Below are 24,400 nucleotides of genomic sequence, written 5' to 3' on the forward strand. Positions count from 1 at the left end.
CGATTAATTCATTAAATGACGGATGAGCTCGTCATCGGAGCTGATCGTATCTTTGACCCGGACGGTGTAATTTTCGCCGGAACGCCCGAACTCGCACACATACAATTCCTTGCTGTTGGCACTGACCTCAACGCGGACGTCGCCGGTGTCGCGGAAGGGGATGACGTCGCCCGGTGCGAGCTTGGAGATCGTGCGCAACGTCAGGTCCTGAAGGCGGATTTTCGCGTCGAGCGTCACATGCGACCGGTGGACCTGTTCGCTGAGCTGTTCGGTCCATGCCTCAGACTTGGCGGACTGGGTCTTCGCCTTCGGCGCCGAAATCTGCGTCTTCAGCAGCGGCGCCTGGGGCACGATCACCGAGAATTCGGATGTGATGCCCGAAAGCGTGATCGTCATGTTGATCGCCGAGGCGAATTCGTCCGGCGTGTCTTTGGAGGGCCGGGCACGCGAATCCAGCGCATGCGGGGGCTCAAGGCTGGGCTCGAAACCGCCCGGTGGATTGACCGCGGAGCGGAAGACATTGGCGATCTTCTCGAAAACCATGACCGCAAGTTCAAGTTCGATGACCGAGAGCAACCTGTCGGCCGGCTGTTCGATCGTATCGGACGCAGCTCCAAGCAGGTTTTCCATCAGTGTGATAACGAAGCTGTTGCCGCAGGCAAAGGTGATATTCTGCGACCAGTTGCGCAGCGTCGCATCGACAAGGGTCACATTGGTGCCGAGGTCGGCGATCAGGTCGTTCTTGTAGCTGGAACTGCAGCCAAGATAGGCGACGGCAATGTCTAGCCCGGTTTCGCTCTTGAAAATATCCGGCAGGAATTCGCCATAGACCTCCGACAGTGAAACGCAGAGCTTTTCTATGGTCGCCCGGTCGCCGAGGCGCCCGGTCAGCTTCGCAAGGAGGACCGGGTCCATCGCCGGCCTTTGAGGGGAAAGGTTGCTCATGGTCACTTAGGCCGCCTTGTTCTCGCCACCCGGGTTCATCATTTCCTGTTCGACCGCGTCGATCGATGGACGCTCGTAAGCCGAGATCGTCTTGCGGCCGTATTCGAGAGCCACCTGCGGAACGGAGCCGTTCATGTAGGCAAGCAGTGTCTGCTTCACGATCACGTAGAGGCGATGCTGCTTTGTGCGCACGACCTTGATCTGCGAAACCAGCGGCGCGCAGACCGAATAGGACAGAATGATGCCGAGGAACGTGCCGACGAGGGCCGAACCGATGAGGTGGCCGAGGACTTCCGGCGAATCGTTGATATGCGCCATGGCCTTGATGACGCCGAGGACGGCCGCGACGATGCCGATCGCCGGGAAGGAGTCGCCCATAATCGAGATGGCGTGATAAGGCTTCATCTTGTCGTGCAGGATCGTGTTGATCTCTTCGTCCATCAGTGCCTCAATCTCATGCGAGCGGGCATTGCCGATGATGATCAGACGGACGTAGTCGCAGATGAATGCCGTCAGTTCCTTGTTCTTCAGGATCGTCGGAGCTGACAGGAAGATCGAAGATTCCGCCGGATTGTCGATATGTGCTTCGATCTCATTGCGCGATTTGGTGCGCAGGTCGCGCATCAGCGAATAGAGAACGCCGAGCGTATCCAGATAGTTGCGCTCCTTCGGAACGGAGTGCTTGAACGCCTCGGCGAGCGCCTTGCCGGAATCCTTCACGACCTTCATGGGATTCGCCATGATAAAGCCGCCGAGACCGGCGCCGCCGATGATGACGAACTCGAAAGGCTGAAACAGAGCCTCGATCTCTCCCCCCATCGCCATGAAGCTGCCGATAATACAGCCGACCGTGATCACCAATCCGATAATGATATTCATCGTCAGTCCAAACCTGAACGTTGTTTTCAGCCCAAGGGATAGGGTTGCTGGCTTGCGTGAGGCTGATGGCTAGGCGCTTGCGGCTTGCATTTTGCATGCCAGTTTCGCGCAAGGATTTGCTGTCAGATTGAGGGTGACGAATGGGCCGATCCGCCCGTTTCTGAGATGCCGCCTCAGCGAAAACCGTGGTCGAACAAACGACAGGGACCCCGGTTTTCGTTCCGTTCATCGCCAATGCCAGGAGCTTATTCAGATGCAATCCGGTCTTTATGTTTCCTTGTCATCCCAGATGGCACTCGAAAAGCGCCTGACGACGATCGCGGACAACATGGCGAACGTGAACACGACCGGATTTCGCGGGACGGAAGTCAAGTTCAATCAGTTGCTTAGCGACACGGACAACAAGCTGAACGCGAAGGTTGCCTTCGTCTCACAGGGCAACGACTATCTCTCCGGAGACAGCGGCGAACTGCAGCACACCGGCAACATGCTGGATTTTGCGATCAAGGGCGATGCCTGGTTCGCTCTGGATACGCCGGCGGGCCAGGTTCTGACCAAGGATGGCCGCTTCACCATGAAGGACACAGGCGAGCTTGTGTCGATCCGCGGATACCCGGTCCTTGACGCCGGCGGTGCCCCGATCCAGCTGAACACGGCGGGCGGCGAACCCAGGGTCGGCAATGACGGCATGATCTATCAAGGCGGCCGGCAGGTCGCGTCGCTCGGTCTCTTTGAAGCCGATATCGACAAGGGCTACCTCCGCTATGAGAACAGCGGCGTCATGACCACGGAAACACCGCGGGCCGTGACCGACCGGTTCAATATCGGCGTCGAGCAGGGTTATCTCGAAAACTCCAACGTCAACGCCATGCGCGAAATCACCCAGCTGATAGAAGTCAACCGCGCGTTCGAAAGCATCGCCTCGCTGACGACCGACAGTGAAAACTCCTTCAACGAGGCGATCAAGACGCTAGGCGGCAGCCGCTAAGCGGAAGGTTTGACGGATGAGTAAGACAATGCTGACCGAAGACGAGCTTTCGCCGAAGCTGGGACACCTGGCCGGCCTCGTCAGCCGCTATGCTAAGCCGGAATTTGCGGTCGCGCATGGTGGCCATGTGCAGACCATTGCCGCTGGCCACTATACGGTGAGCGGCCTTTCCCGGCAGGTCCGTCTCGGCGAGTTTGTCGCCCACAAGTCGGCGACTGGCATCCACCTCGGCGAGGTCGTCCGCGTGGAACCGGAACTGGCATATGTCTGCCCGATCGAGCCGGGCGAACCGATCGGCATCCACGATACGGTCATCCGCAAAGGGGCCTTTCGCATATCGCCGGCCGAAAGTTGGTGCGGCCGCACGATCAATTCGCTCTGCGAACCGATCGATGGCCTTGGCCCGATCGTCGATGGCCTCGATCGCCGTTCAATCTCCAATACCGCGCCGCCTTCGATGACCCGCAAACGCGTCGAGAAGGGCTTCCGGACAGGCGTCCGCGCCATCGACATTTTTTCTCCGCTTTGCCACGGCCAGCGCCTCGGCATCTTCGCAGGCTCGGGCGTCGGCAAATCGACGCTTCTCTCGATGCTTGCAATGGCCGATACCTTCGACAAGGTAGTGATTGCGCTCGTCGGCGAACGCGGCCGCGAGGTGCGCGAATTCATCGAGGATACGCTCGGCGAGAACATGAAGAAATCGATCGCCGTGGTCGCGACCAGCGACGAAAGCCCGATGCTGCGCAAGATGGCGCCGTTGACGGCGGTCACGATCGCCGAACATTTCCGCGACCAGGGCGACAACGTACTGCTGATCGTTGATAGCGTCACGCGCTTTGCCCATGCGATCCGCGAGGTAGCGACCGCATCCGGTGAGCCGCCGATCGCCCGCGGTTACCCTGCATCGGTTTTCACCGAGCTGCCGCGGCTGCTAGAGCGCGCCGGTCCCGGCCCGGAAGGCACGGGAACGATCACCGCGATCATCTCGATCCTCGTCGATGGCGACAATCACAACGACCCGATCGCCGACTCGACGCGCGGCATTCTCGATGGCCATATCGTCCTGCAGCGAAGCCTTGCGGAAGAAGGCCGTTACCCGCCGATCGACCCCTTGGCGTCCATTTCGCGCCTTGCCCGCAAGGCCTGGACGCCGGATCAGGAAAAGCTCGTCTCGCGCCTGAAGGCGCTGATCCATCGCTTCGAGGAAACGCGCGACCTGCGTCTCATCGGCGGCTACCGGCCGGGCGCTGATCCGGATTTGGACATGGCGGTCAAGCAGGTACCAATTATTTACGATGTTTTGAAACAGTCTCCGGGAGATCGCGCGTCGGTCGATGCCTTTGCTGACCTGGCGGCTGCTCTCAAGACCGCTGCCGGAATTCCGAACCAGCCGGCAACGATCCCGACGAGATCCAGAGGTTAGCTTTGACGAAATTCGAAGACGATGATGAGCGCATCGCTCCCTTGAAGCCACGGGAAAAGCGGCAAGCGCTGATGCTCGACCGCGTGTTGACTGTGGCAGGGCTCACGCTTGCAGGTGCTGCGGCGTTTTTCCCCTGGTACGTCTTCTTCAACGAGGACAAGTTCGGCATTGACGTCGCGCAGAGCGATCGGAGCCGTGACCTGCCGGACTGGCCGGCGCGCAATGTTTTCAGTGTCTCGCCGCTTGCCATGGTCAACAAGAACGAGGTCGAGAACAAGCCAGAGCTTCCCTTTGACCCGCTGACGACCGCGACGGTTTCGAATGTCGGCAAGGAGAGCGACAGGGGTGCCATGGTGCCCGAAGACCAGCCGTTCCCTGCCGTTTCCGGCTTCAAGCTCCTGCACGTTGCAAACGGCCGCGCCTTGATCGAGGATTCTTCGGGCATGTATGTCGTGCGCGTCGGATCGATCCTTCCGGACGAAAGCCACCTCGCCACGCTGGAAGAGCGCGACGGCAAATGGGTGATCGTGACTTCCAGGGGCCAAATCTACCAAAACAAGTGATCGCTGCAGCGATCCTGCTGGAGGCTCCGCGCGAAGGCGACGGGCCTCTTTCCTTTTTGGTACGGCCAATAAAGCTGACCGCAGCGAAGCCTGAATTCTCCGTAAGTCTGACGCAAGATTACCGCCGTAGGGTCCTCTCAGTAAACACGGAGAGTTCCCATGCAACCGATTCAACTTTTCGACTTGGCCTCGCGGCAGGCGGAATGGCTGACGATCCGTCAGGAGGTTGTGGCCGGCAACATTGCGAATGCTAACACGCCGAAATTTCGTGCCAAGGACGTGACGCCCTTCGAGGCCGTTCTCGACAAGGCCGATATCACGATGGCCCGCACCAACCCGGTGCATTTCAGCGGCAACGATTTCAGCACCAGCGGCGACATCGACGTCAAGGAAGCGGCTCTCGACCAGGAGATCGGCGTTCAGGAATCCGGCAACACCGTCGGTCTGGCCGAGGAACTGTCCAAGAGTGGCGAAATCAAGCGTCAGTATGAGCTGAATACCTCGCTGGTCGGCTCCTTTCATCGAATGATGTTGATGACCGTAAGGAAGTAATGCCGTGGATCCTTTGACAGCAGCCATGAAGATCGCAGGTTCCGGACTCGAAGCGCAGTCGACGCGTTTGCGCATCGTCTCTGAAAACATCGCAAACGCCCGCTCGACCGGTGATACGCCCGGCGCCGATCCCTATCGCCGCAAGACGATCACGTTCGGCGAAGAAGTTGATCGCGCAGGCGGCGTGACGACGGTGGGCGTCAAGAAGCTCGGCGTCGACGAGGCCGATTTCACCACCGAATACGATCCGAGCAACCCCGCCGCCGACGAGCGCGGCGTCGTCAAGCTCCCGAACGTCAACATGCTGGTCGAGATGGCGGACATGCGCGAAGCCAACCGTTCCTATGACGCCAACCTGCAGACCATCAAGCAGACCCGCGACCTGATCTCCTCCACGATCGATCTTCTGAAGAGCCAATAATGATCAATAACGTACAGAACGTCAGTTCTCTCTCTCTCACGCGCGGCATCGGCAGCGTTGCGACCGAGAATTCCTCCACGGCTTCTTCGGCAGCCGAAAGCGCCAGGAACGACCAGAGCTTCGCCGCCATTCTCGGCAACATGGCAACTCAGGCCGTTGACACCATGAAGGGCGCCGAAAGCATGTCCTTCGCCGGCATCAAGGGCACGGCGACGACCCGCGAAGTGGTCGATTCCATGCTGCAGGCCGAACAGACGCTTCAAACCGCAATAGCAATCCGTGACAAGGTCGTGTCGGCCTTTCTCGAAGTCACCAAGATGCAGATGTAACTGGATTTAAGGACGAACCGATGAGAGCGCTCGCCATTGCGGCAACCGGCATGGATGCCCAGCAGACCAACCTCGAAGTGATCGCGAACAACATCGCGAACATCAATACGACGGGCTTCAAGCGCGCACGCGCCGAGTTCACCGACCTTCTCTACCAGACCGAACGCGCCAAGGGCGTGGCAAACCGCGCCAATCAGGCGATCGTTCCGGAAGGCGCCAATATCGGTCTCGGCGTGCAAACATCGGCAATCCGCAACCTGCACATCCAGGGTGAACTCAGCCAGACCGGCAACGACCTCGACGTCGCGCTGATCGGCAAGGGTTTCTTCCAGATCGAGGCTCCAGACGGCACGACGCTCTATACGCGTGCCGGCGCCTTCAACAAGAACGATCAGGGCCAGCTCGTAACCGTCGATGGTTACGAAGTCGTGCCCGGCATCACCATTCCGACCGGCTCGACCGAACTGACGATCAGCCGCTCCGGTGAAGTCACCGCCAAGCTCCCGGGCCAGACGGATCCGACAACGCTCGGCCAGCTGACGCTTGCGAGTTTCGTCAACGAGGCCGGCCTTCAGCCGCTCGGCGACAACCTCTTTCAGCAGACGCCCGCCTCCGGCGACCCGGTCGTCGGCACGCCGGACGAAGAGGGCTTCGCATACATGAAGCAGGGCTACTTGGAATCCTCGAACGTCGATCCGGTGAAGGAAATTACCGAACTGATATCGGCCCAGCGGGCCTATGAGATGAATTCCAAGGTCATCACCACTGCCGACGAAATGGCCTCCATCGTCAGCAAGAACCTGAAGTAAACGAGGAAAGGGCCGAACATGATGTTTCGCCGGGCGAGAAATATCGTCGCTTTGACGGCATTGGCCGCGGTTGCTGCTGCAGGCATTTTCATCCCCGGCGCGGCGAGCGCCGGCACGGGCTATGCGGTCGTGCCGACGGCTATCATCTATCCCGGGGAAACGATCAGCGGCGGCCAGCTTCAGGAAGTCGAAGTGACCAACCCGAACCTTGCGGGCGGCTACGCGAAATCCATCGAGGAAGTTCGCGGCATGATCTCGAAGCGCACGCTGCTGCCCGGCCGGACCATCTCCATCTCGGCGTTGCGTGAGCCCTACACGGTGACGCGCGGTTCGCAGATCCGCCTCGTCTTCAACATCGGCAACATGACCATCTCCGCAGCGGGCTCTCCGCTAGAGGATGGCTCGACAGGTCAGGTCATCCGCGCTCGTAACATGGATTCGGGCGTCATCGTCAGCGGCACAGTGCTTGCCAACGGCACCATACACGTGGCGGCAAAATGAAGATTGTCTCTCGCATTCTCACCGCGCTCGCGGCCCTTTCCATGTGCATGGCGCATGTGACGCCGGCGTTTGCGCTGACTTCGCGCATCAAGGACATCGCCTCACTGCAGGCCGGACGCGACAACCAGCTCATCGGCTACGGTCTCATCGTCGGTCTCCAGGGAACGGGCGACGGCTTCCGCGCCTCGCCATTCACGGAACAGTCGATGCGCGCCATGCTGCAGAACCTCGGCATTTCGACGCAAGGCGGCGAGTCCAACGCGAAGAATACGGCAGCTGTCATGGTCACGGCGAACCTTCCGCCTTTCGCCAGCCCCGGCAGCCGCATCGACGTCAGCGTCAGTTCGCTGGGCGATGCGACTTCGCTGCGCGGCGGCACACTCATCATGACGTCGCTATCGGGCGCCGACGGCCAGATTTACGCGGTCGCGCAAGGCTCCGTCGTCGTGTCCGGCTTTCAGGCCCAGGGCCAGGCAGCAACCCTGACTGAGGGCGTCACGACCGCCGGCCGCGTTCCGGGCGGTGCAATTATCGAGCGCGAGCTTCCCTCGCACTTCAAGGATTCTGTCAATCTCGTGCTGCAGCTTCGCAATCCGGACTTCTCGACGGCCGTGCGCATTGCCGATGTGGTGAACGGCTATGCCGCTGCCCGCTTCGGCGGTCCGCTCGCCGAGGCGAGGGACGCGCAGGAAGTCGTCGTCCAGAAGCCGCGCGTGGCGGACCTGACGCGATTGATGGCCGATATCGAAAACCTCGTCGTCGAGACCGATACGCCGGCGAAGGTCGTGGTCAACGAACGCACGGGCACGATCGTCATCGGAGCGGATGTCCGCATCTCGCCGGTTGCGGTGAGCTACGGAACGCTAACTGTTCAGGTCACCGAGCTGCCGCAGATCATCCAGCCGGAACCCTTCTCGCGCGGCGTCACTGCCGTTCAACCGCAGACCGATATCGCCGCACAGCAGAACGGCGGGCGCGTCGCGATCCTCGACGGTCCCGACCTCAGGACTCTGGTTGCAGGTCTCAACAACATTGGCGTCAAACCGGATGGTATCATCGCGATCTTGCAGGGCATTAAGTCCGCTGGCGCGCTGCAGGCGGAGCTCGTACTGCAATGATCGGCTCGAAGTTCGACATGAATATCTCTGATCTGCTGCGGCGGTTCTCGCTACCGTTTGCCGCAGTCGTCCTTCTCTCCATCCCTAGCGCTTTCGCCCAGGAAGCGGCAAGGCCAGCCGGAGACCTGACGTCGGAAGAGGAAATCAGGCAATTCTGCACCAACATCGCCGATCCGGCGCGCGACCAGCGCTATTTGCTGCAGAAGCAGGAACTCGAGAAGCTGCGCGCCGATATCGACTCCCGCATGGCGGAAATGGACAAGCGCAAGGCCGAATATCAGGACTGGCTGAAGCGCCGCAACGACTTCGTCAAGCAGGCCGAGGCCGGTCTCATCGATATCTACAAGAACATGAAGCCGGATGCGGCGGCGCTGCAGCTTCAGGAAGTCAAGATCGAGGTCGCAGCAGCGGTGATCATGCGGCTCGGCTCGCGTCAATCGAGCGTGATCCTGAACGAGATGGACCCGCTGAAAGCGGCAGTCATCGCCAATATCATCGCCAGCGCGTCCGATCCCAATACGTCGAAGGATCCCTCATGAACAAGCGTTTCCCGGCTGCCATTGCCGCCGTTGCCCTTCTTGCAGGCTGCCAGTCGCCGCAGGCTGTGAGGGAGATCGGCCGGGCACCCGCCATGAGTCCGATCGGCAGCGGCCTTGCCTATGGCCAGACACCCCAGATGGCACTTTATCCGAAACAGCCGCGCCAAGTAGCGCAAGGCTATTCGCTGTGGAGCGATTCCCAGGCGGCCCTCTTCAAGGATGCGCGCGCGCTCAACGTCGGCGATATCCTAACGGTCAATATCCAGATCAACGACAAGGCGACGTTCGACAACGAAACCAATCGCAGCCGCCAGAATTCGAGCGGCCTCAATTGGGACGTAGACGCAAACATCTTGGGCTGGAATCCGAATTCCCAGACGGACATAACCTATGGCTCAGACACCAGCACCGATGGCAAGGGCAAGATCGAACGCTCGGAAAAGCTGACGCTTCTCGTCGCCGCCGTGGTCACAGGCATCCTCGAAAACGGCAACCTCGTCATCAGCGGCTCGCAGGAAGTCCGCGTGAACCAGGAGATCCGCATCCTCAACGTCGCCGGTATCGTGCGCCCGCAGGACGTCGATTCCGACAATCAGATCTCTTACGAGAAGATCGCCGAAGCGCGCATCTCCTACGGCGGCCGCGGTCGTCTGATGGAAGTGCAGCAGCCGCCGCGCGGCCAGCAGGCCATCGATCTCTTCTCGCCGCTCTAGGGCCGGACGACAATGGCAGACGCAGAAGAAACCGAAGGCAAGCCGAAAACGAAATCCGCCATGCTGATCATGGGGGCAGGCTTGCTCGCGCTCACCGTTCTTGGTGCCGGCGGCGGCTGGTTCGTCGGCACCATGATTGCGCCGAACGTCAAGAGCGCCGAGCAGGCCGAGGCGGCGGCAGAAACGGTTTCGGCGGGCGGCGAAGAGAAGCCGGAAGGAGAGGGCGGGCTGCCGCACATCTCCACCGAGGCGAACAACGTCGTTCAGCTCGAGCCGATCACGTCGAACCTCGCCTATCCCTCGGAAAACTGGATCCGCCTCGAAGTGGCGCTGCTTTTCAACGGCCCGCCGGATGTGAAGGTGGCCGAAGATATTCACCAGGATATCCTGGCTTACATCCGCACCGTTTCCCTTCAGCAGATCGAAGGGCCGCGCGGCTTTCAATATCTCAAGGATGACATACAGGAACGTGTTGACCTGCGCTCGCAAGGACGAGTATCGAAGGTCATGTTCAGGACCTTTGTCATCGAATGATTCGATTCATAATTTTCTTCGTTGCCATGACGGCGGCGCCGGAATTGGCGGTTGCCCAGCAGCTGCCGACGGATCTTTTGAACATACCTGTCGATGGCTCTGTCGCGGCCTGGATCATCCGCACCTTCGGCCTTCTGACTGTCCTTTCGATCGCTCCCGGCATCCTGATCATGGTGACGAGCTTCCCGCGCTTCGTCATCGCCTTTTCAATCCTGCGCACGGGCATGGGGCTTTCGTCGACACCTTCCAACATGATCCTGCTTTCGCTGGCGCTGTTCATGACCTTCTACGTCATGTCGCCGACCTTCGATCAGGCCTGGCAGAACGGCGTGCAGCCGCTGCTTGCCAACCAGATCCAGGAACAGGAAGCCGTGCAGCGCATCGCCGAGCCCTTCCGCACCTTCATGGCTGCCAACACGCGCGACAAGGATCTGGCGCTCTTCGTCGACCTCGCGCGCGAGCGCGGCCAGACCGTCCAGACCGGTGCTCAGATCGACTACCGCGTTCTCATTCCGGCTTTCATGATTTCGGAGATTCGGCGCGGGTTTGAGATCGGCTTCCTGATCGTTCTGCCGTTTCTCGTCATCGACCTGATCGTTGCGACGATCACCATGGCGATGGGCATGATGATGCTGCCGCCGACCTCGATCTCGCTGCCGTTCAAGATCCTGTTCTTCGTGCTGATCGATGGCTGGAACCTCTTGGTCGGCAGTCTGGTGCGATCCTTCAGCTGATCTTCGCTAACGAAAATCCCGATCGGGCGACATTGCCGCGATGAAAAACCGCCGGGCGCGCACCCGGCGGTTTCCTTCATCTTATGCGGCCGTTATTCCGCCGAGTAAAACGGCTCTGCACGCGGCGGCAAAGCCGGCACGTCGATGTGATCGGGATCAAGGCCGTTCCTGGCACGCTCAGCCATCATCATGTAGGCCGTCTCCAGGTGATCGCAGAAGCGTTCGGCGTCGAAAAGCGGCATGATCGGGCCGTTGGCTTTCAGGCGCGCCTTGTACTCGGCGATCTTTTCAGGATTTTGGGCCAGCTCGACGGCCATGTCTTCATAAGCCTTCAGGTCCTCGGCCACCAGTTCGGGCAGGCCGATCGCCTGCAGCAGGCTCTCGCTGACGCGCGACGCGAAGTTCGTGCCCTTGACTGTCAGGACAGGCAGACCACCCCAGAGCTGCTCCGACGTGGTCGTGTGGCCGTTGACCGGGAATGTGTCGATGCCGATATCGGCCGCCTGCTGGCGCGTGATATGCTCTTCGTAGGTGACGCGCGGGCAGAAGATGATGCGCTTCGGCGATATGCCGGCCTCCTGGAACCTCTTCGAGAGATTTGCATGGTTCCGCGCCCCGTTTGACATGATCCAAAGGACGCTGTTCGGCGCGCGCTTCAGGATATTGCACCAGATGTCGATCGTCTCGGCGATGATTTTCCGGTTGCCGTTGAACGAAGCAAAGATGAAGTCATCTTCCGGCAGGCCGAGATCGGCCCGCGTGACCGGCTTCGGTTTCGGACGGTTCGTCGGGTCATTCGGCTGGTAGCTTTCCGGCATCCGGCAGAACTTCTCGTGGTAATACGGCTTTGCGGCATCCGGAAGGACGAAGCGGTCGCCGATGACGTAGTCGAGATCGATGTTGAGCGTGCTGCCCGGAAAACCGAGCCAGGCGACGTGAACAGGCGCCAGCGGCAGATTGAAAGACGACGCCCGGCTGCCAGCGGTGTGGCCCTTCAGGTCCACCATGATATCGATGTTGTGCTCGCGAACGATGGCAGCGATTGCTTCATTGGAAAGGCCGTACACATCGACGACCTTTCCCCAACGGCTGCGATCGGTCGTGTTCTTCGTGAGATGCTCCGGCTCGGTGTGGCAGAACAGGGTGATTTCGAAGCGACCCGTGTCGTGCAGTTCGAGGATGCGCTGCAGGAGCTTCATCGTCGCATGGTGATCCCAGAAGTCCGAGGACATGTAGCCGACGCGGATCTTGTCGGTCCAAGCATGCGGCATCTTCCGTCGCATGGCGACGCGTTCCGGATTGAGGGGCGTCGTACCGATCGTGGCAAACCGGTTCAGGCTCTCGTCGCCATTCCAGTGAAGATGGTAGAACGGGTTGTCCTTGCGAAGCACGTCGAGATCGCCTTTGGCGATGCGCTCGGTGATCGGGCCGCTATGCTTCTCGGTTTCGTCGAAATCGTTGAACTCGCGCAAGAAGACTAGATAGAGAAAGCGGAAAGCGATATTGCCGGGGTACCGCTTGAAAAGATTGCGCGCGAGCATCTGGTTGGTCTGGTCATGCAGATCGTCAGTCAGAAGCAGGGCGGCGAGCCTGGAGTGGTCCGGATTGGCGCTTTCCGACAGCACTCTCTTGAACGGCTTCACGATGTCGCGCTGCTGGCGGTTCAGGTAGATCGAGGTCAGGATATAGGCGAGTTCCGCGTCATCCTGCGCCTTCGAAAGATTGCGCATGCCGATCAGCAATGCGTCGTCTTCGTTCCCGCTCTCGAAATGCAGACGTGCAGCCTGCTTCTGGTATTCGTATGCATTCGGGCTGTCATATTGAGCAGCGAGCGCATAGGATCTTGCCGCGTCCGCCTTGAAGCCCAACTGTAGAAGGTTCTTCGCAAGCAGCGCGTAGGTCTTGGCGTCCTGTTGCCTGTCGATGAGCTGGTTCAGTGTGACAAGCGATTGGGTGTAGCGGCCCATCTGGTAGTCTTTGGAGGCTGCCGAAAACGAAACTTTGCTGTTCAAAACCAACTCCATGCGGAAATGTCCGTTTGAATGTCGCCATTCAGGGTCGCGCGGGGCCACGGCGCCGCAAAGACGCAATTATCCCAACCCTGGTTATCGCATAATGCCGGGCGAAGCTTGCTTGAAACAGGTGGCCAGTGAATGCGCGCTATGAAATGCTTTTAGCCTGAGATTACAGATATTTACCGCGCATTAACTACGCCTGCTGCCCGCGTTCGGGCACTGCTTCGTTTTTAAGAAGTTGGCAAGCATTGCCTGCGAGATTGCTCCCCGACATGACGGGTTTGGGCCAAGAATACAGGGCACCGAGGGGCATGAAGCTGGTCCGTCATCGCCGGTAAGCAGTCCGGTAATGTCCTCCTTTTGTATCTAGTTTTCCAGGGGACAGACTTATGACAAGTATTAATACGAACAACTCTGCCATGGCAGCTCTCCAGACGCTGCGTAACGTCAACAAGGGCCTGAACCAGACTCAGAACCACGTTTCGACGGGTCTGCGCGTTGGCGCGGCTTCCGACAACGCTGCTTACTGGTCGATCGCAACGACCATGCGTTCCGACAACAAGGCGCTTTCGGCTGTTTCGGACGCTCTCGGTATGGGTGCTGCCAAGGTTGACACCGCCTATACCGCGATGGACAGCGCCATCGACGTTGTTTCCGAAATCAAGGCCAAGTTGGTTGCCGCGACCGAAAACGGCGTCGACAAGGCGAAGGTCCAGGAAGAAATCGGCCAGCTGCAGGCGCAGTTGATGAGCATCGCTCAGTCGGCTTCCTTCAATGGCGAAAACTGGGTTGCCGGCGCAGACAACACCACGAAGAGCGTCGTTTCGTCCTTCGTTCGCGATGGTTCGAATGGCGTGTCCGTCAAGACCACCGACTATATCCTCGACAACGCCTCGCTGGGCAACGTCCTGTTCGGCATGAGCGGCGGTACGATCGAAACCTCCACCGGTATCCTCGGTACCTCGAGCGGTGCAACCGGTTCCGTCTACTCGATGGACATCACCAACTTCACGCTGGGCCAGATCTCGACGGCTCTGTCCAACGTCGAATCCGCACTGAAGGCGATGACTTCGGCTGGTGCCGAGCTCGGCTCGCTCTCCACCCGCATTGAGCTGCAGGACGATTTCGTATCGGCTCTAAGCGACTCGATCGACTCCGGTATCGGCCGTCTTGTCGATGCCGACATGGAAGAAGAATCTTCCAAGCTCAGCGCCCTGCAGACGCAGCAGCAGCTGGCGATCCAGTCTCTCTCGATCGCCAACTCCTCTTCGCAGAACATCCTGTCGCTCTTCCGCTAAGAGCGGTCGAACCGACAAGTACGGGTTTCTCGGCCGGGTTATTCCCGGCCGAGAAATTGTTTTAAGAACAGGTTAACAAAACTGCATTTAACGTTCAGATTTCATTAACTAAATTTCCTATTTGACTTCAGCATTCCTTAACCATCTTGCTGTTTTCTAGGCCCCATCGAAACGGCGAGTTAACCTTCATAGAAATGGTTAACAGGCATGATGCTGATCGCGGTGGGCCGGCTAAAAATTCCGGAATGTCCCTTCCTTGTTTTTCCTGCCAAAGGGGCAAATAGACATGACGAGTATCGTTACCAACAATGCTGCAATGGCAGCTCTCCAGACTCTCCGTGGCATTAACCAGGGTCTCGGCGAAACCCAGAACCACGTTTCGTCTGGCCTGCGCGTCGGCAAGGCTGCTGACAACGCTGCTTACTGGTCGATCGCAACGACCATGCGTTCCGACAACAAGGCGCTTTCGGCCGTTTCCGATGCTCTCGGCCTCGGTGCTGCCAAGGTCGACACTGCCTATGCCGCGATGGACAGCGCCATCGACGTCGTTTCCGAAATCAAGGCCAAGCTGGTTGCCGCGACCGAAAACGGCGTCGACAAGGCCAAGGTCCAGGAAGAAATCGATCAGCTTCAGGAACAGCTGATGAGCATTGCTCAGTCGGCTTCCTTCTCCGGTGAAAACTGGGTTGCCGGCGCAGACAACACCACGAAGAGCGTTGTTTCGTCCTTCGTTCGCGATGGTTCGAATGGCGTGTCCGTCAAGACCACCGAATATATCCTGGACAATGCCTCGCTGGGCAACGTCCTGTTCGGCATGAGCGGCGGCACGATCGAAACCTCCACCGGTATCCTCGGTACTTCGACGGGCGCAACCGGTTCCGTCTACTCGATGGACATCACCAACTTCACGCTGGGCCAGCTTTCGACGGCTCTGTCCAACGTCGAATCCGCACTGAAGGCGATGACTTCGGCTGGCGCAGAGCTCGGCTCGATCTCCACCCGCATTGAACTACAGGACGATTTCGTATCGGCTCTGAGCGACTCGATCGACTCCGGTATCGGCCGTCTCGTCGATGCCGACATGGAAGAAGAATCTTCCAAGCTCAGCGCCCTGCAGACGCAGCAGCAGCTGGCGATCCAGTCTCTCTCGATCGCCAACTCCTCTTCGCAGAACATCCTGTCGCTCTTCCGCGGCTAATAGGTCGACGAAAAATCGCCTGCCGGCGCTGCCGGCGGGCCACAATCAGGAAGCCGCGCTCCGTCGAAGCGCGGCTTTTTCTGTTGGCGTTAACTATTTGTTAACCATTTTGGCATCTTCTGCGCTCAACGAGACGGCGGGTTAACCAATATTGATTTTCGGTTAACAGGCATGAAAGCTGACCGCCGCTCCCGGTAGTCCGGAATGTCCCTTCCTGAATGTGTGCCAACAAGGGGCAATCATTTTATGACCAGCATTTTGACCAACGTCGCGGCAATGGCCGCTCTCCAGACGCTGCGCGGCATCAACGACAGCCTGGAAGAAACTCAAAATCATGTTTCATCTGGTTATCGCGTGGAAAAGGCAGCCGATAATGCTGCCTATTGGTCGATCGCAACGACCATGCGCTCTGACAACAAGGCGCTTTCGGCTGTCTCCGACGCTCTCGGGCTTGGTGCCGCCAAGGTCGATACCGCCTATTCCGCCATGGACAGCGCCGTCGACGTTGTGACTGAAATCAAGGCCAAGCTGGTTGCTGCGACCGAAAAGGGTGTCGACAGAACGAAAATCCAGGAAGAGGTCAAGCAGCTGCAGGCGCAGCTCCTCAGCATTGCGCAGTCCGCATCCTTCTCCGGCGAAAACTGGGTCGCAGGCAGCGAGACGAAAAGCGTTGTCTCCTCGTTCGTCCGCGATGGCAACGGAAACACATCCGTTACGACCACCGATTATAAGCTCGACTCCTCGTCGACCGGCAACGTTCTGTTCGGGATGAGCGGCGGCGCGATCGAAACCTCGACGGGTATCATCGGTTCCTCGAACGGCACCATCGGTTCCATCTACTCGATGGACATTACATCCTTCGGAACGAATGGAATTTCCTTGGCGCTCACGGCGGTTGAACTCGGCCTTGAGGCGATGACAAGAGCAGCTTCCCAGCTTGGCTCGATTTCGACGCGCATCCAGCTGCAGGAAGGCTTCGTCTCGGCTCTGAGCGATTCGATCGATTCAGGCGTCGGCCGTCTCGTTGATGCGAACATGGAAGAAGAGTCCAGCAAGCTAACCGCGCTGCAGACACAGCAGCAGCTTGCGATCCAGTCGCTGTCGATTGCGAATTCCAGCGCGCAGAATATTTTGTCGCTCTTCCAAAATTAAGCTTCTGATTGAAGCTACAACCATTCATGCGGCGATCCACAGCCGCAGCGACAGACAGCAAATCGCGCCGCTTTGGCGCGATTTCGGTTTTGGAAATCAAGAGCTTGCGTCAAGCTTGCCAACGCGTTCGGCGAGCGCTTTCAACCTCTTGCCGTCAAGGTGAATGTCGGGTTAACGTCATTGTAGAGTTGATTTGCTTGCGACACACCGGCCTGGAGGGACCAGCCGGCGGCATGAAGCCAGTTAAGTCGCTGCCGGCAATCCGGCCTGTCCCATTCATTTCGTTTCAGGGATTTATCGATGGCCTACACGATCACAGACGTAGGCGCGTTGAACGTGCTCACTGTTCTTCGCGGCGTTAGCAAGGAAGCCGACACCGTTCAGCGGCAGGTATCATCGGAGCTGCGCGTCCAGACGGCGGCGGACAATGCATCCTCTTGGGCTTCCGCAACGACCTTGCGGTCAGACGAGAATGCGTTGAAGACGATCGGCGATGCGCTCGGTCTCGGTGCCGCGAAGGTCGATACCGCCTATACGGCAATGACATCGCTGATCGATGTGGTTTCCGAGATCCGCAAGACCGTCGTATCAGCGACCGACCCGGCCAACGATCGCGACAAGCTCAGCGTCACGATGGAGCAGTACAAGACGCAATTGGAAAGCGCCGTAAACTCCGTCAACTTTTCCGGCGAGAACTGGCTCCTGAACCGGGACGCGACGGCGCCGGTGCAGCGATCGGTCATCGGCGGCTTCGTCCGGGGCTCGAACGGTGAAGTTTACCCGCAGAATATTACCTACCCGGCGGCCAATACGATCATGATCGACACGAACGATGCCAGCCGCGGTCTCCTGACGAAATCGATCAATGCCGATCCGGATGCCGTACCGGCCCGCAACTACTATCTGCTCGATGCAGGCTCGACGACACCGGCGACCGGCACTGAAATATCGATTTCCGCGAGTTCGACGTCGCAGGACTTGCAGGACATGCTGACGGTATTGGACAATATCCTCTCCAGCCTCAATACGGACGCCGCAGGTCTCGGCACGATGAATGCGCGTATCGAAGACCGGCAGGATTTCGTCGCCACGCTCTCGAAATCGCTGAAGACCAGTATCGGCGCCCTTGTCGATACCGATATGGACGAAGCGTCGATCCGCCTGTCTGCAGCTCAAACGGCACGTGACATGGCAACCGAAGCACTTTCGATCATGAATACGTCCGCGAGCAAGGTCCTGATCCTGCTTGAGTAGTGTCAGCCTGAACGGCAGGCGAAAAGCCTGCCATTCATCCTCGCGCAAGTTTGGCTTTCTAGTCTGAACAAGAGACGCTGTGACCTGTGCCGAGGGCTGAAGAATGCCTTCGTGTTCGTTGCCGGCGTGAGGATTTGGTTCGTGCAAGCGGGGCGCGCATGTCGGAATTGATTGCAGATGCCGGGTGGTTTTGATGAGCGCTATGCTTTCCCGGTATTTGAAGGACTTCGGTGAGACGAAACCTGCCGCGCCGCCGGTCGACAAGGACAGTTTCGCAGATGACGTCTTCGGCGGCTTGCCGGACATCCCGGAAGAACCTCCGGTCGATCTCGAAGCCGAGCGCCGCGTGGCCTATGGCGAGGGCTATGCCGCGGCAACAGTCGAGCTGACGGAAAAATACGAGCTGGAGGCTCAGACAGTCGCTCTTGTGCACCAGCGCGAGATCGAAGAGCTGACGGCAAGACACGAAGAAGAGACGGCAGCTGTGATTGCGCGCCGTCTCGATGAGATCGCCGCCGAGGTCGCAAATCTCGTGAGCGCGGCGACCGCAAAGGCGGTTGCGCCGGTGCTGACGGAAGCGCTCGCGGCTCAGGCGGTCTCAAGTCTTGCGACCTTGTTGCGCGAAGCGATTTCGGAAGGCGCGGCAGGCTCAATGACGGTCAAAGGGCCGGTGCGGCTCTTCGAATTACTGAAGGCCGAAATGGGTGAAAGGCCGGATTTGTTGCGTCATCAGGAGAGCGATGATGTCGATCTTGCCGTTGAAGTTGGTGATTCCGTGCTGGTCACGCGCATTTCCGCCTGGTCTGCCAGCCTGAAGAAAGTTCTTGAATGAGCGAAAGCGAAAACCACCACCACGGCAGGAACGAAGTCATCATCGTCAAGCGGCACGGCGGCGGCGATCATGACGGCGCACATGGCGGTGCGTGGAAAATCGCCTATGCCGACTTCATGACAGCGATGATGGCGTTCTTCCTCGTCATGTGGCTGGTCAACGCGGCGAACGAGGAAACCAAGGCCTCGGTCGCCACCTATTTCAATCCGATCAAACTCGCCGATGAAAAGCCCACCGAAAGGGGCTTGAAGAAGCCTGTCGATCAGGCCGATGGCCAGGAGAAGCAGGACAAGTCGAAGGAGAAGGAGGACGAACCTACCAAGGGTGCGTCCGCAGCAAATGGCGACGATCAGACATCGACCTCGGGCGACCAGACGAATTACTCCGAAGCCGATTTCTTCGAGAATCCCTATTCGGTCCTTGCTGAAATCGCCCAGGAAGTCGGCCAGCAGGCAAATGTCAGCGCGAAAGGCGAGGGCGGAGCGAGCGATTCCGGCCCTGCAACCGGTGCGGATGGTGGCCAAGCATATCGCGATCCGTTCGATCCGGACTTCTGGACGAAGCAGGTCGAGGTCACACAAACGGACAAGGCCGAACAGGCCGCAGCCGGCGAGGCCGACCCAGAGAAGAAACCCGATGCGACCGAACTGGCCAAGGCGGAGGCTATGAAGCCCGCGACCTCGAATCAGGCGTCCGCCACCGCCGGCGAACCGCAAGACAAGCCGGACGCAGCCGACGAACGGAAACCCGGCGACCCGTCGCCGGCCGATGTGCAGAAGCTTGGCGATGAACAGAAGCAGGCCGAAGAACTGCAGCAGCAGATCGCCAAGCAGATCAGCGGCGTTGCGGGCAAGCTTGCAGAGGGCTTGACCGTTACGGCAGCCGAAGGCGGGCTGCTCGTCAGCATCGCTGATCAGAGCGACAGCTCCATGTTCAACATCGGGTCCGCCGTTCCGCGCAAGGAAATGGTGCTGGTGATGGAGAAGATCGGCGAAATCCTGAAGAGCCGTCAGGGCGCAGTCGTGATCCGTGGCCATACGGACGGCCGTCAATACAAGGGCGCCGACAACGAGAACTGGAGTCTCTCGATGGATCGCGCGCAGGCAGCCTATTACATGCTCGTTCGCGGCGGAGTGGACGAGAAGCGCGTCTCCCAGGTTTCCGGCTTCGCCGATCGCAGGCTGAAGCTTCCCGACGATCCGTTCAACGCCGCCAACCGCCGTATCGAAATCCTGGTTCAGGCAGATCAAGGATAGTCTCATGGCGCGCCCGCAGCACCGGCATCTTCTCCTGGCTCTCGGACTGGCGATCGCTTCGCCGGCCGTCGCTGCGGGTGAGGAGCAGGAGAGCCTGGCACCGCACAAGATGCTGCGCTCGCTGCAGTTCGTGCAGGATTCGGTCGCCCTTGGCGACCATTCGGCGGCGGAGATGCAGCGCTTCATGCTCGGTACGATCGACCAGCGCCTGCGTTCTGCCGACGCCTCGATCTTCGATGATGACCGCAATGTCGATGCGGCCCTCGTCTATGCCATGAGCGGCGGCAATCCAGCGACGCTCGAATATCTCATCGCCCGGGATGTGAACGGCTATTTCGATAGTCGCGTAACCGATGTCCTGCGCAAATACCTGAGCGGCAAGGGTCTGCTCGTCGCAAAGACGTTGGTTGATACTGCCAACGAATATCGCGACAAGAAAATCGGCCCCTATCTCGCTCTTGTCGGCGGCAATGTCATGGTGGCGCGGAGTCCTGACGAAGCATTGAAGCTCTACGACCAGGCTCGGCTTTCCGCGCCGGGTACCATCGTCGAGGAAGCAGCCCTCCGCCGCTCGGTGGCGATTTGCGTAGAGGCTGGCCTCGTCGACAAGGGGCTTGCCTATTCGCAGCGCTTTGTGCGGCGCTTCCTCCATTCGCCTTATGCAAGCCAGTTCGCTGATCTCTTCGTCAAGCTGATCGTCGACCATAACCAGGTGAAGACGGAGGATGTCGTCAGCATCCTCTCCTTCATGGACGAGCCACGGCGGCGCGAGGTCTATCTTCGCATTGCACGCGCCGCCGGCATTGCCGGCAAGGCGGAGCTTGCCAGGACGGCGGCCGCATATGCGCAATCGCTTGCCGGTGATGCGAACAATGCGCTCGGCGCGCTCGCAGATTTTTACGGCAACATGGCGTCTGTCTCCACGCCTGACGTGGACGCTGCCGCAAAGAGCATCAGCAGCGTTGCCGACAGTGAGCTCTCCCCGCGCGACCGCGCGCTACGCGCTGCGGCCAAATCAATTGCGGAACAGGTGTTGCAGCCACCGGATCCGGCAAGCTTGACGCAAGCGTCCGGATCTAAACCTTCTAATGAAGAAATCACTTCTGAACAGGCCGCCGCTTCTGCGGTAGGCGGATCGCAACCCGCACAGATTGCGGCGCCCTCCGAGCCTGTTGACGATGGGGCGGCGCCGGCGTTGATGCCGGACGGCGCGAAGCAGGAGGCTGACCCGTCATTCAAATCCTTTGTGACGACGAGCCGTTCGAAACTCGATGAAATCGACGGTCTCTTGAGCCAAGAGAGCAATTGAAATGATCGATATCAACGTTTTGAGCGGAGCGGCCGCAACGGAAGCGCCGCAGCCTGCTAGAGGCAATGGCCACGCAGCAACGGACGACGCCGCCGGCAAGGGTGGCTTCTCGGACGTGCTATCCAAGGCGGGAAGCAATTCTCAAAAAAACACCGGCGACGAGACCGCAAAGACATCCACGGCCGAAGCCCCCCAGGCAGCCGGCGATGAAAGCGCCGCCGATATCGTCGCTCTTAACCTGAGAGAGCGTGCCCGCAGCAAACCGATGATCGCATTCGGTGACGCATCTTTGAAGCAACAGGCCGCGGTGCAGCAGCCGCAGACGATTGCGACTGCCACGGGCAAATCCGGCAACGAACAGGTAAAGGGCCGCGTCGATACGGCTTCGGTGAAGTTCCGCGCCAAGGGCGATACCGGCAAGGTCGTGGAAGACGCGAAAGCGCAGGCTGCAAAGGGCGCCAAGCCGGAGAAAGCTTTGGAGAGTACGGCCGGAGACGATGAAGACTCGCTCTCGGACACGACCTCTGCCGCCGATGCGCTTGGGCTTCTGAACAAGGATACCTCCGTTGCCGCACTCCCTGCGGCACTCCTGTCGGCGGTCCACGTGAATGCGAAGGACGATAGCGCTGGCAAGGAGAAGGGTGGTGTCAACTTCCATGGCCGTGACACCGGTATCGCGCCCGCGGCCGATGCCCTGGCAGCGATCAGCGCCGGCAAGGACGACGCGCAGATGCCGGCCGTTGATGGCGCAGCCAATCTCGACGGCAAGACGTTCCGTCTGAGCCGCGCCGACGGCCGCGGCGAGTCCATGGACATCCATATCGGTGCTGATCAGGAAGCGCCCGCCGGCAAGGCGAAGACCGATATCGAAAACGTCACGGTTCTCGATTCACGCCGTTATATCGGCATCGCGCAGAATTCCGCATCCGTGACTGCTTCAATCCTCGGTGACAGCGAGTGGACGCGCGCAATGCAGCCGGGCTCCGCGCTCTCGAATGCCGCCGAATGGACGAGCACTGGCAAGGTGGTTAACACCCTCAAGATCCAGATGACGCCGATCGACCTCGGCCTTGTGACGGCAACGATGCGCCTCTCCGGCGATGCCCTGAACGTCGATCTGAAGGTCGAAACCGGTGCGGCTTATAGGCAGCTCAAGGAGGACCATGGCAAGATCGTCGAGGCGCTCCGCAGCCAGGGCTATGCCATCGACAACGTCACCATCAGCATGGCGCCGGTCGAAAAGCCGGATGCGGGCAACCAGGCAAATGCGCAAGAGCAGTCTTCCCAGCAGCAATCTCTGCAGCAAGGGCAGGGCGGTGAAGCACGCGAGCGCCACACTCAGACGGCACAGCGCGGCAATGGAGGCTTCAGCGATGCAGGGGGGACCGATGTTGAAGATCTTGCTTCTGGCGCCATTGGCGGCAGTACTCCTGGCGGCGTTTACCTCTGAGGCGAGCGCCTCCAACGGAGCCTGCGAAAACGAAATCCAATCCGCTGCCGCCAAATACGGCATACCGGAAGGCATTCTCTATTCCGTGGGCCTGACGGAGACCGGACGCAAGGGGTCGCTCTATCCTTTTGCGCTCAATATAGAAGGCAAGGCAGTCTTCCCGCCGTCCGAGCAGGACGCCATGATGCAGTTCTACTCGGCGCGCAAAAGCGGAGCCAAGCTCATCGACATCGGCTGCATGCAGATCAACCATTACTTTCATGGAGAGAATTTCAGCTCAGCGGAAGCCATGTTCGACCCGCACCGCAATGTCGAATATGCGGCGAAGTTCCTCCGTAATCTTCATGACCGGCATGAAACCTGGACGATGGCGGTAGCGAGATACCACGCCGGACCGAACAACGACCCTGCGCAGAAGCGGTATGTCTGCCGCGTGATCGCCAATTTGGTCGCCACTGGCTATGGCAAGTGGACTCCCAATGCGAGTAACTTCTGCCGGAACTGATGCAATCAAAAATAGTAAACCGTGAACAAAACGGAATCGTGCCATAATGTGGCAGGAATTGGCCGAAAATTGGATGCACAAGGACTAATTTACCGCCTGTTAACTTTTTCACGAAATTTTTGTGTGCATAACCGACAAGGCATACTACATATAGATCAAATCGGGACCCAATTCTTAATCAACTATTAATTCCTGCCATTAAGTTCCAGCAGCTTGTCCCAGATTCGTGCGATTCGTACCCATAGATCATCGAGGTGCCACACTGATTCGGAGGCGGACGAATGATCGTAGTGGTTGATGAGCGTGAGCTCGTGAAAGATGGTTACACATCATTATTTGGCCGGGAGGGCATTCCCTCAACCGGCTTTGATCCAGGCGAATTTGGCGAGTGGGTGCAAACGGCGGCGGATTCCGATATAGCGGCCGTCGAAGCTTTCCTGATCGGCCAAGGTCAGCAAATGTTTGAGCTGCCGCGGGCGATAAGGGATCGCTCCCAGGCGCCGGTGATCGCGGTCAGCGACCAGCATTCGCTCGAAAACACCCTTGCACTTTTTGATTGCGGCGTCGACGACGTTGTCCGCAAGCCGGTCCACCCCCGCGAAATCCTGGCGCGCGCTGCTGCTATCCGCCGCCGCCTGAAGGCGATTTCGACCCACACCGATATCGGCGCGATCCGCGTCTTTTCGGACGGCCGCGATCCGGAAATCAACGGCGAAGTCTTTGCACTTCCCCGCCGCGAACGCCGCATTTTGGAATACCTGATCGCCAATCGCGGCCGCCGCGTCACCAAGACCCAGATATTCAATGCCATCTACGGCATCTTCGACGAGGAAGTCGAAGAAAACGTCGTTGAAAGCCATATCTCCAAGCTGCGCAAGAAGCTGCGCAAGAAGCTCAGCGTCGACCCGATCGATTCGAAGCGCTTCCTTGGCTACTGCATCGACTGGAACTGATTTTTCAGCGGCGGGCCCGGCTCGCGGAAACGTGCCTTTCAATATTTCGATCCGGCAGCTCCGCTACAGACAGCTTCACGCAAGGCCCGCCAAATACTCTCCAAGCTATCAAGGAAAACGGGGTTTTCAG

General features: G+C 59.2%; 26 protein-coding genes. 23 read left to right on the forward strand and 3 right to left on the reverse strand.

What is annotated here, in order from left to right:
- Positions 1 to 3: 3 nt before the first annotated feature.
- Together N2599_RS01310 and motA are read right to left on the reverse strand one after the other, a co-directional pair.
- Positions 4 to 951 carry a FliM/FliN family flagellar motor switch protein gene (locus N2599_RS01310; RefSeq protein WP_027509868.1) on the reverse strand — a complete coding sequence of 316 codons (948 nt, stop codon included), beginning with the start codon at positions 949 to 951 and terminating at the stop codon, positions 4 to 6.
- Positions 952 to 1,824: a flagellar motor stator protein MotA gene (gene motA / locus N2599_RS01315; protein ID WP_027509869.1), complete on the reverse strand. Its 873-nt coding sequence runs from the start codon at positions 1,822 to 1,824 to the stop codon at positions 952 to 954.
- Positions 1,825 to 2,077: 253 nt separating this feature from the next.
- On the opposite strand from motA, the gene flgF reads away from it, so the two are divergent.
- The 13 genes from flgF to fliP all read left to right on the forward strand — a co-directional run bounded on the left by flgF (position 2,078) and on the right by fliP (position 11,048).
- On the forward strand, positions 2,078 to 2,812 hold the full coding sequence (flgF, locus tag N2599_RS01320; protein WP_027509870.1) for a flagellar basal-body rod protein FlgF: 735 nt from the start codon (positions 2,078 to 2,080) through the stop codon (positions 2,810 to 2,812).
- 16 nt (positions 2,813 to 2,828) lie between these two features.
- Complete coding sequence (gene fliI / locus N2599_RS01325) at positions 2,829 to 4,235, forward strand: flagellar protein export ATPase FliI (RefSeq protein WP_027509871.1); 1,407 nt, start codon at positions 2,829 to 2,831, stop codon at positions 4,233 to 4,235.
- A 2-nt stretch (positions 4,236 to 4,237) separates the two neighbouring features.
- Positions 4,238 to 4,798 (forward strand): hypothetical protein, encoded by a 561-nt coding sequence (locus N2599_RS01330; protein ID WP_027509872.1) that lies wholly within the window; start codon positions 4,238 to 4,240, stop codon positions 4,796 to 4,798.
- Positions 4,799 to 4,957: 159 nt separating this feature from the next.
- Positions 4,958 to 5,350 (forward strand): flagellar basal body rod protein FlgB, encoded by a 393-nt coding sequence (gene flgB, locus N2599_RS01335; RefSeq protein ID WP_027509873.1) that lies wholly within the window; start codon positions 4,958 to 4,960, stop codon positions 5,348 to 5,350.
- Between the two features lie 4 nt (positions 5,351 to 5,354).
- Positions 5,355 to 5,771 (forward strand): flagellar basal body rod protein FlgC, encoded by a 417-nt coding sequence (flgC, locus tag N2599_RS01340; protein WP_027509874.1) that lies wholly within the window; start codon positions 5,355 to 5,357, stop codon positions 5,769 to 5,771.
- Complete coding sequence (gene fliE / locus N2599_RS01345; protein ID WP_027509875.1) at positions 5,771 to 6,100, forward strand: flagellar hook-basal body complex protein FliE; 330 nt, start codon at positions 5,771 to 5,773, stop codon at positions 6,098 to 6,100. The genes flgC and fliE overlap by 1 nt, the downstream gene beginning before the upstream one ends.
- Before the next feature lie 20 nt (positions 6,101 to 6,120).
- Positions 6,121 to 6,909: a flagellar basal-body rod protein FlgG gene (gene flgG, locus N2599_RS01350; protein WP_022718690.1), complete on the forward strand. Its 789-nt coding sequence runs from the start codon at positions 6,121 to 6,123 to the stop codon at positions 6,907 to 6,909.
- An 18-nt stretch (positions 6,910 to 6,927) separates the two neighbouring features.
- Positions 6,928 to 7,410, forward strand: a complete 483-nt coding sequence (flgA, locus tag N2599_RS01355; RefSeq protein WP_027509876.1) for a flagellar basal body P-ring formation chaperone FlgA — start codon at positions 6,928 to 6,930, stop codon at positions 7,408 to 7,410.
- Positions 7,407 to 8,528: a flagellar basal body P-ring protein FlgI gene (locus N2599_RS01360; RefSeq protein ID WP_027509877.1), complete on the forward strand. Its 1,122-nt coding sequence runs from the start codon at positions 7,407 to 7,409 to the stop codon at positions 8,526 to 8,528. Before flgA ends, N2599_RS01360 begins: the two co-directional genes overlap by 4 nt.
- On the forward strand, positions 8,525 to 9,067 hold the full coding sequence (locus N2599_RS01365) for a MotE family protein (RefSeq protein ID WP_027509878.1): 543 nt from the start codon (positions 8,525 to 8,527) through the stop codon (positions 9,065 to 9,067). Before N2599_RS01360 ends, N2599_RS01365 begins: the two co-directional genes overlap by 4 nt.
- Positions 9,064 to 9,780, forward strand: a complete 717-nt coding sequence (gene flgH / locus N2599_RS01370) for a flagellar basal body L-ring protein FlgH (RefSeq protein WP_027509879.1) — start codon at positions 9,064 to 9,066, stop codon at positions 9,778 to 9,780. The genes N2599_RS01365 and flgH overlap by 4 nt, the downstream gene beginning before the upstream one ends.
- Before the next feature lie 12 nt (positions 9,781 to 9,792).
- Positions 9,793 to 10,314, forward strand: coding sequence for a flagellar basal body-associated FliL family protein (locus tag N2599_RS01375; RefSeq protein WP_027509880.1), 522 nt, complete (start codon positions 9,793 to 9,795; stop codon positions 10,312 to 10,314).
- Positions 10,311 to 11,048 (forward strand): flagellar type III secretion system pore protein FliP, encoded by a 738-nt coding sequence (fliP, locus tag N2599_RS01380; protein ID WP_027509881.1) that lies wholly within the window; start codon positions 10,311 to 10,313, stop codon positions 11,046 to 11,048. The genes N2599_RS01375 and fliP overlap by 4 nt, the downstream gene beginning before the upstream one ends.
- 92 nt (positions 11,049 to 11,140) lie before the next feature.
- Here the strand turns inward: fliP and N2599_RS01385 are convergent, their stop codons facing one another.
- The gene (locus N2599_RS01385; RefSeq protein ID WP_051336550.1) at positions 11,141 to 13,072 is read right to left on the reverse strand and encodes an O-linked N-acetylglucosamine transferase, SPINDLY family protein; all 1,932 of its coding nucleotides are present in this window, start codon (positions 13,070 to 13,072) and stop codon (positions 11,141 to 11,143) included.
- A 380-nt stretch (positions 13,073 to 13,452) separates the two neighbouring features.
- On the opposite strand from N2599_RS01385, the gene N2599_RS01390 reads away from it, so the two are divergent.
- The 10 genes from N2599_RS01390 (at position 13,453) to rem (ending at position 24,270) form a co-directional block, all read left to right on the forward strand.
- Entirely contained in the window at positions 13,453 to 14,361 is a 909-nt protein-coding gene (locus N2599_RS01390) for a flagellin N-terminal helical domain-containing protein (protein WP_027509883.1), read from the forward strand.
- A gap of 286 nt (positions 14,362 to 14,647) precedes the next feature.
- On the forward strand, positions 14,648 to 15,559 hold the full coding sequence (locus tag N2599_RS01395) for a flagellin N-terminal helical domain-containing protein (RefSeq protein ID WP_027509884.1): 912 nt from the start codon (positions 14,648 to 14,650) through the stop codon (positions 15,557 to 15,559).
- Between the two features lie 246 nt (positions 15,560 to 15,805).
- The gene (locus N2599_RS01400; RefSeq protein ID WP_027509885.1) at positions 15,806 to 16,711 is read left to right on the forward strand and encodes a flagellin N-terminal helical domain-containing protein; all 906 of its coding nucleotides are present in this window, start codon (positions 15,806 to 15,808) and stop codon (positions 16,709 to 16,711) included.
- 300 nt (positions 16,712 to 17,011) lie between these two features.
- Entirely contained in the window at positions 17,012 to 17,965 is a 954-nt protein-coding gene (locus tag N2599_RS01405) for a flagellin N-terminal helical domain-containing protein (protein ID WP_027509886.1), read from the forward strand.
- Positions 17,966 to 18,158: 193 nt separating this feature from the next.
- Positions 18,159 to 18,797 carry a hypothetical protein gene (locus N2599_RS01410; protein ID WP_027509887.1) on the forward strand — a complete coding sequence of 213 codons (639 nt, stop codon included), beginning with the start codon at positions 18,159 to 18,161 and terminating at the stop codon, positions 18,795 to 18,797.
- The gene (locus N2599_RS01415) at positions 18,794 to 20,053 is read left to right on the forward strand and encodes a MotB family protein (protein ID WP_027509888.1); all 1,260 of its coding nucleotides are present in this window, start codon (positions 18,794 to 18,796) and stop codon (positions 20,051 to 20,053) included. The genes N2599_RS01410 and N2599_RS01415 overlap by 4 nt, the downstream gene beginning before the upstream one ends.
- A gap of 4 nt (positions 20,054 to 20,057) precedes the next feature.
- Positions 20,058 to 21,362 carry a chemotaxis protein MotC gene (gene motC / locus N2599_RS01420; protein WP_027509889.1) on the forward strand — a complete coding sequence of 435 codons (1,305 nt, stop codon included), beginning with the start codon at positions 20,058 to 20,060 and terminating at the stop codon, positions 21,360 to 21,362.
- A 1-nt stretch (position 21,363) separates the two neighbouring features.
- Positions 21,364 to 22,812: a flagellar hook-length control protein FliK gene (gene fliK / locus N2599_RS01425; protein WP_027509890.1), complete on the forward strand. Its 1,449-nt coding sequence runs from the start codon at positions 21,364 to 21,366 to the stop codon at positions 22,810 to 22,812.
- Positions 22,754 to 23,317, forward strand: coding sequence for a transglycosylase SLT domain-containing protein (locus N2599_RS01430; RefSeq protein ID WP_027509891.1), 564 nt, complete (start codon positions 22,754 to 22,756; stop codon positions 23,315 to 23,317). The genes fliK and N2599_RS01430 overlap by 59 nt, the downstream gene beginning before the upstream one ends.
- 281 nt (positions 23,318 to 23,598) lie before the next feature.
- Positions 23,599 to 24,270, forward strand: coding sequence for a transcriptional activator Rem (gene rem, locus N2599_RS01435; RefSeq protein ID WP_027509892.1), 672 nt, complete (start codon positions 23,599 to 23,601; stop codon positions 24,268 to 24,270).
- Positions 24,271 to 24,400: the final 130 nt, after the last annotated feature.

It is taken from the genome of Rhizobium sullae, from assembly GCF_025200715.1.
GTDB lineage: Bacteria > Pseudomonadota > Alphaproteobacteria > Rhizobiales > Rhizobiaceae > Rhizobium > Rhizobium sullae.

Bases quoted from the DNA above. Each gene is read 5' to 3' on its own strand.
- fliP (WP_027509881.1), top strand. From the start codon at position 10,311: ATGATTCGATTCATAATTTTCTTCGTTGCCATGACGGCGGCGCCGGAA.
- flgF (WP_027509870.1), top strand. From the start codon at position 2,078: ATGCAATCCGGTCTTTATGTTTCCTTGTCATCCCAGATGGCACTCGAA.
- flgA (WP_027509876.1), top strand. From the start codon at position 6,928: ATGATGTTTCGCCGGGCGAGAAATATCGTCGCTTTGACGGCATTGGCC.
- flgH (WP_027509879.1), top strand. From the start codon at position 9,064: ATGAACAAGCGTTTCCCGGCTGCCATTGCCGCCGTTGCCCTTCTTGCA.
- fliK (WP_027509890.1), top strand. From the start codon at position 21,364: ATGATCGATATCAACGTTTTGAGCGGAGCGGCCGCAACGGAAGCGCCG.
- rem (WP_027509892.1), top strand. From the start codon at position 23,599: ATGATCGTAGTGGTTGATGAGCGTGAGCTCGTGAAAGATGGTTACACA.
- fliE (WP_027509875.1), top strand. From the start codon at position 5,771: ATGATCAATAACGTACAGAACGTCAGTTCTCTCTCTCTCACGCGCGGC.
- N2599_RS01405 (WP_027509886.1), top strand. From the start codon at position 17,012: ATGGCCTACACGATCACAGACGTAGGCGCGTTGAACGTGCTCACTGTT.
- fliI (WP_027509871.1), top strand. From the start codon at position 2,829: ATGAGTAAGACAATGCTGACCGAAGACGAGCTTTCGCCGAAGCTGGGA.
- N2599_RS01360 (WP_027509877.1), top strand. From the start codon at position 7,407: ATGAAGATTGTCTCTCGCATTCTCACCGCGCTCGCGGCCCTTTCCATG.
- N2599_RS01415 (WP_027509888.1), top strand. From the start codon at position 18,794: ATGAGCGAAAGCGAAAACCACCACCACGGCAGGAACGAAGTCATCATC.
- flgB (WP_027509873.1), top strand. From the start codon at position 4,958: ATGCAACCGATTCAACTTTTCGACTTGGCCTCGCGGCAGGCGGAATGG.
- N2599_RS01400 (WP_027509885.1), top strand. From the start codon at position 15,806: ATGACCAGCATTTTGACCAACGTCGCGGCAATGGCCGCTCTCCAGACG.
- N2599_RS01385 (WP_051336550.1), bottom strand. From the start codon at position 13,072: ATGGAGTTGGTTTTGAACAGCAAAGTTTCGTTTTCGGCAGCCTCCAAA.
- motA (WP_027509869.1), bottom strand. From the start codon at position 1,824: ATGAATATCATTATCGGATTGGTGATCACGGTCGGCTGTATTATCGGC.
- N2599_RS01390 (WP_027509883.1), top strand. From the start codon at position 13,453: ATGACAAGTATTAATACGAACAACTCTGCCATGGCAGCTCTCCAGACG.
- N2599_RS01410 (WP_027509887.1), top strand. From the start codon at position 18,159: ATGAGCGCTATGCTTTCCCGGTATTTGAAGGACTTCGGTGAGACGAAA.
- motC (WP_027509889.1), top strand. From the start codon at position 20,058: ATGGCGCGCCCGCAGCACCGGCATCTTCTCCTGGCTCTCGGACTGGCG.
- flgG (WP_022718690.1), top strand. From the start codon at position 6,121: ATGAGAGCGCTCGCCATTGCGGCAACCGGCATGGATGCCCAGCAGACC.
- N2599_RS01395 (WP_027509884.1), top strand. From the start codon at position 14,648: ATGACGAGTATCGTTACCAACAATGCTGCAATGGCAGCTCTCCAGACT.
- N2599_RS01375 (WP_027509880.1), top strand. From the start codon at position 9,793: ATGGCAGACGCAGAAGAAACCGAAGGCAAGCCGAAAACGAAATCCGCC.
- N2599_RS01365 (WP_027509878.1), top strand. From the start codon at position 8,525: ATGATCGGCTCGAAGTTCGACATGAATATCTCTGATCTGCTGCGGCGG.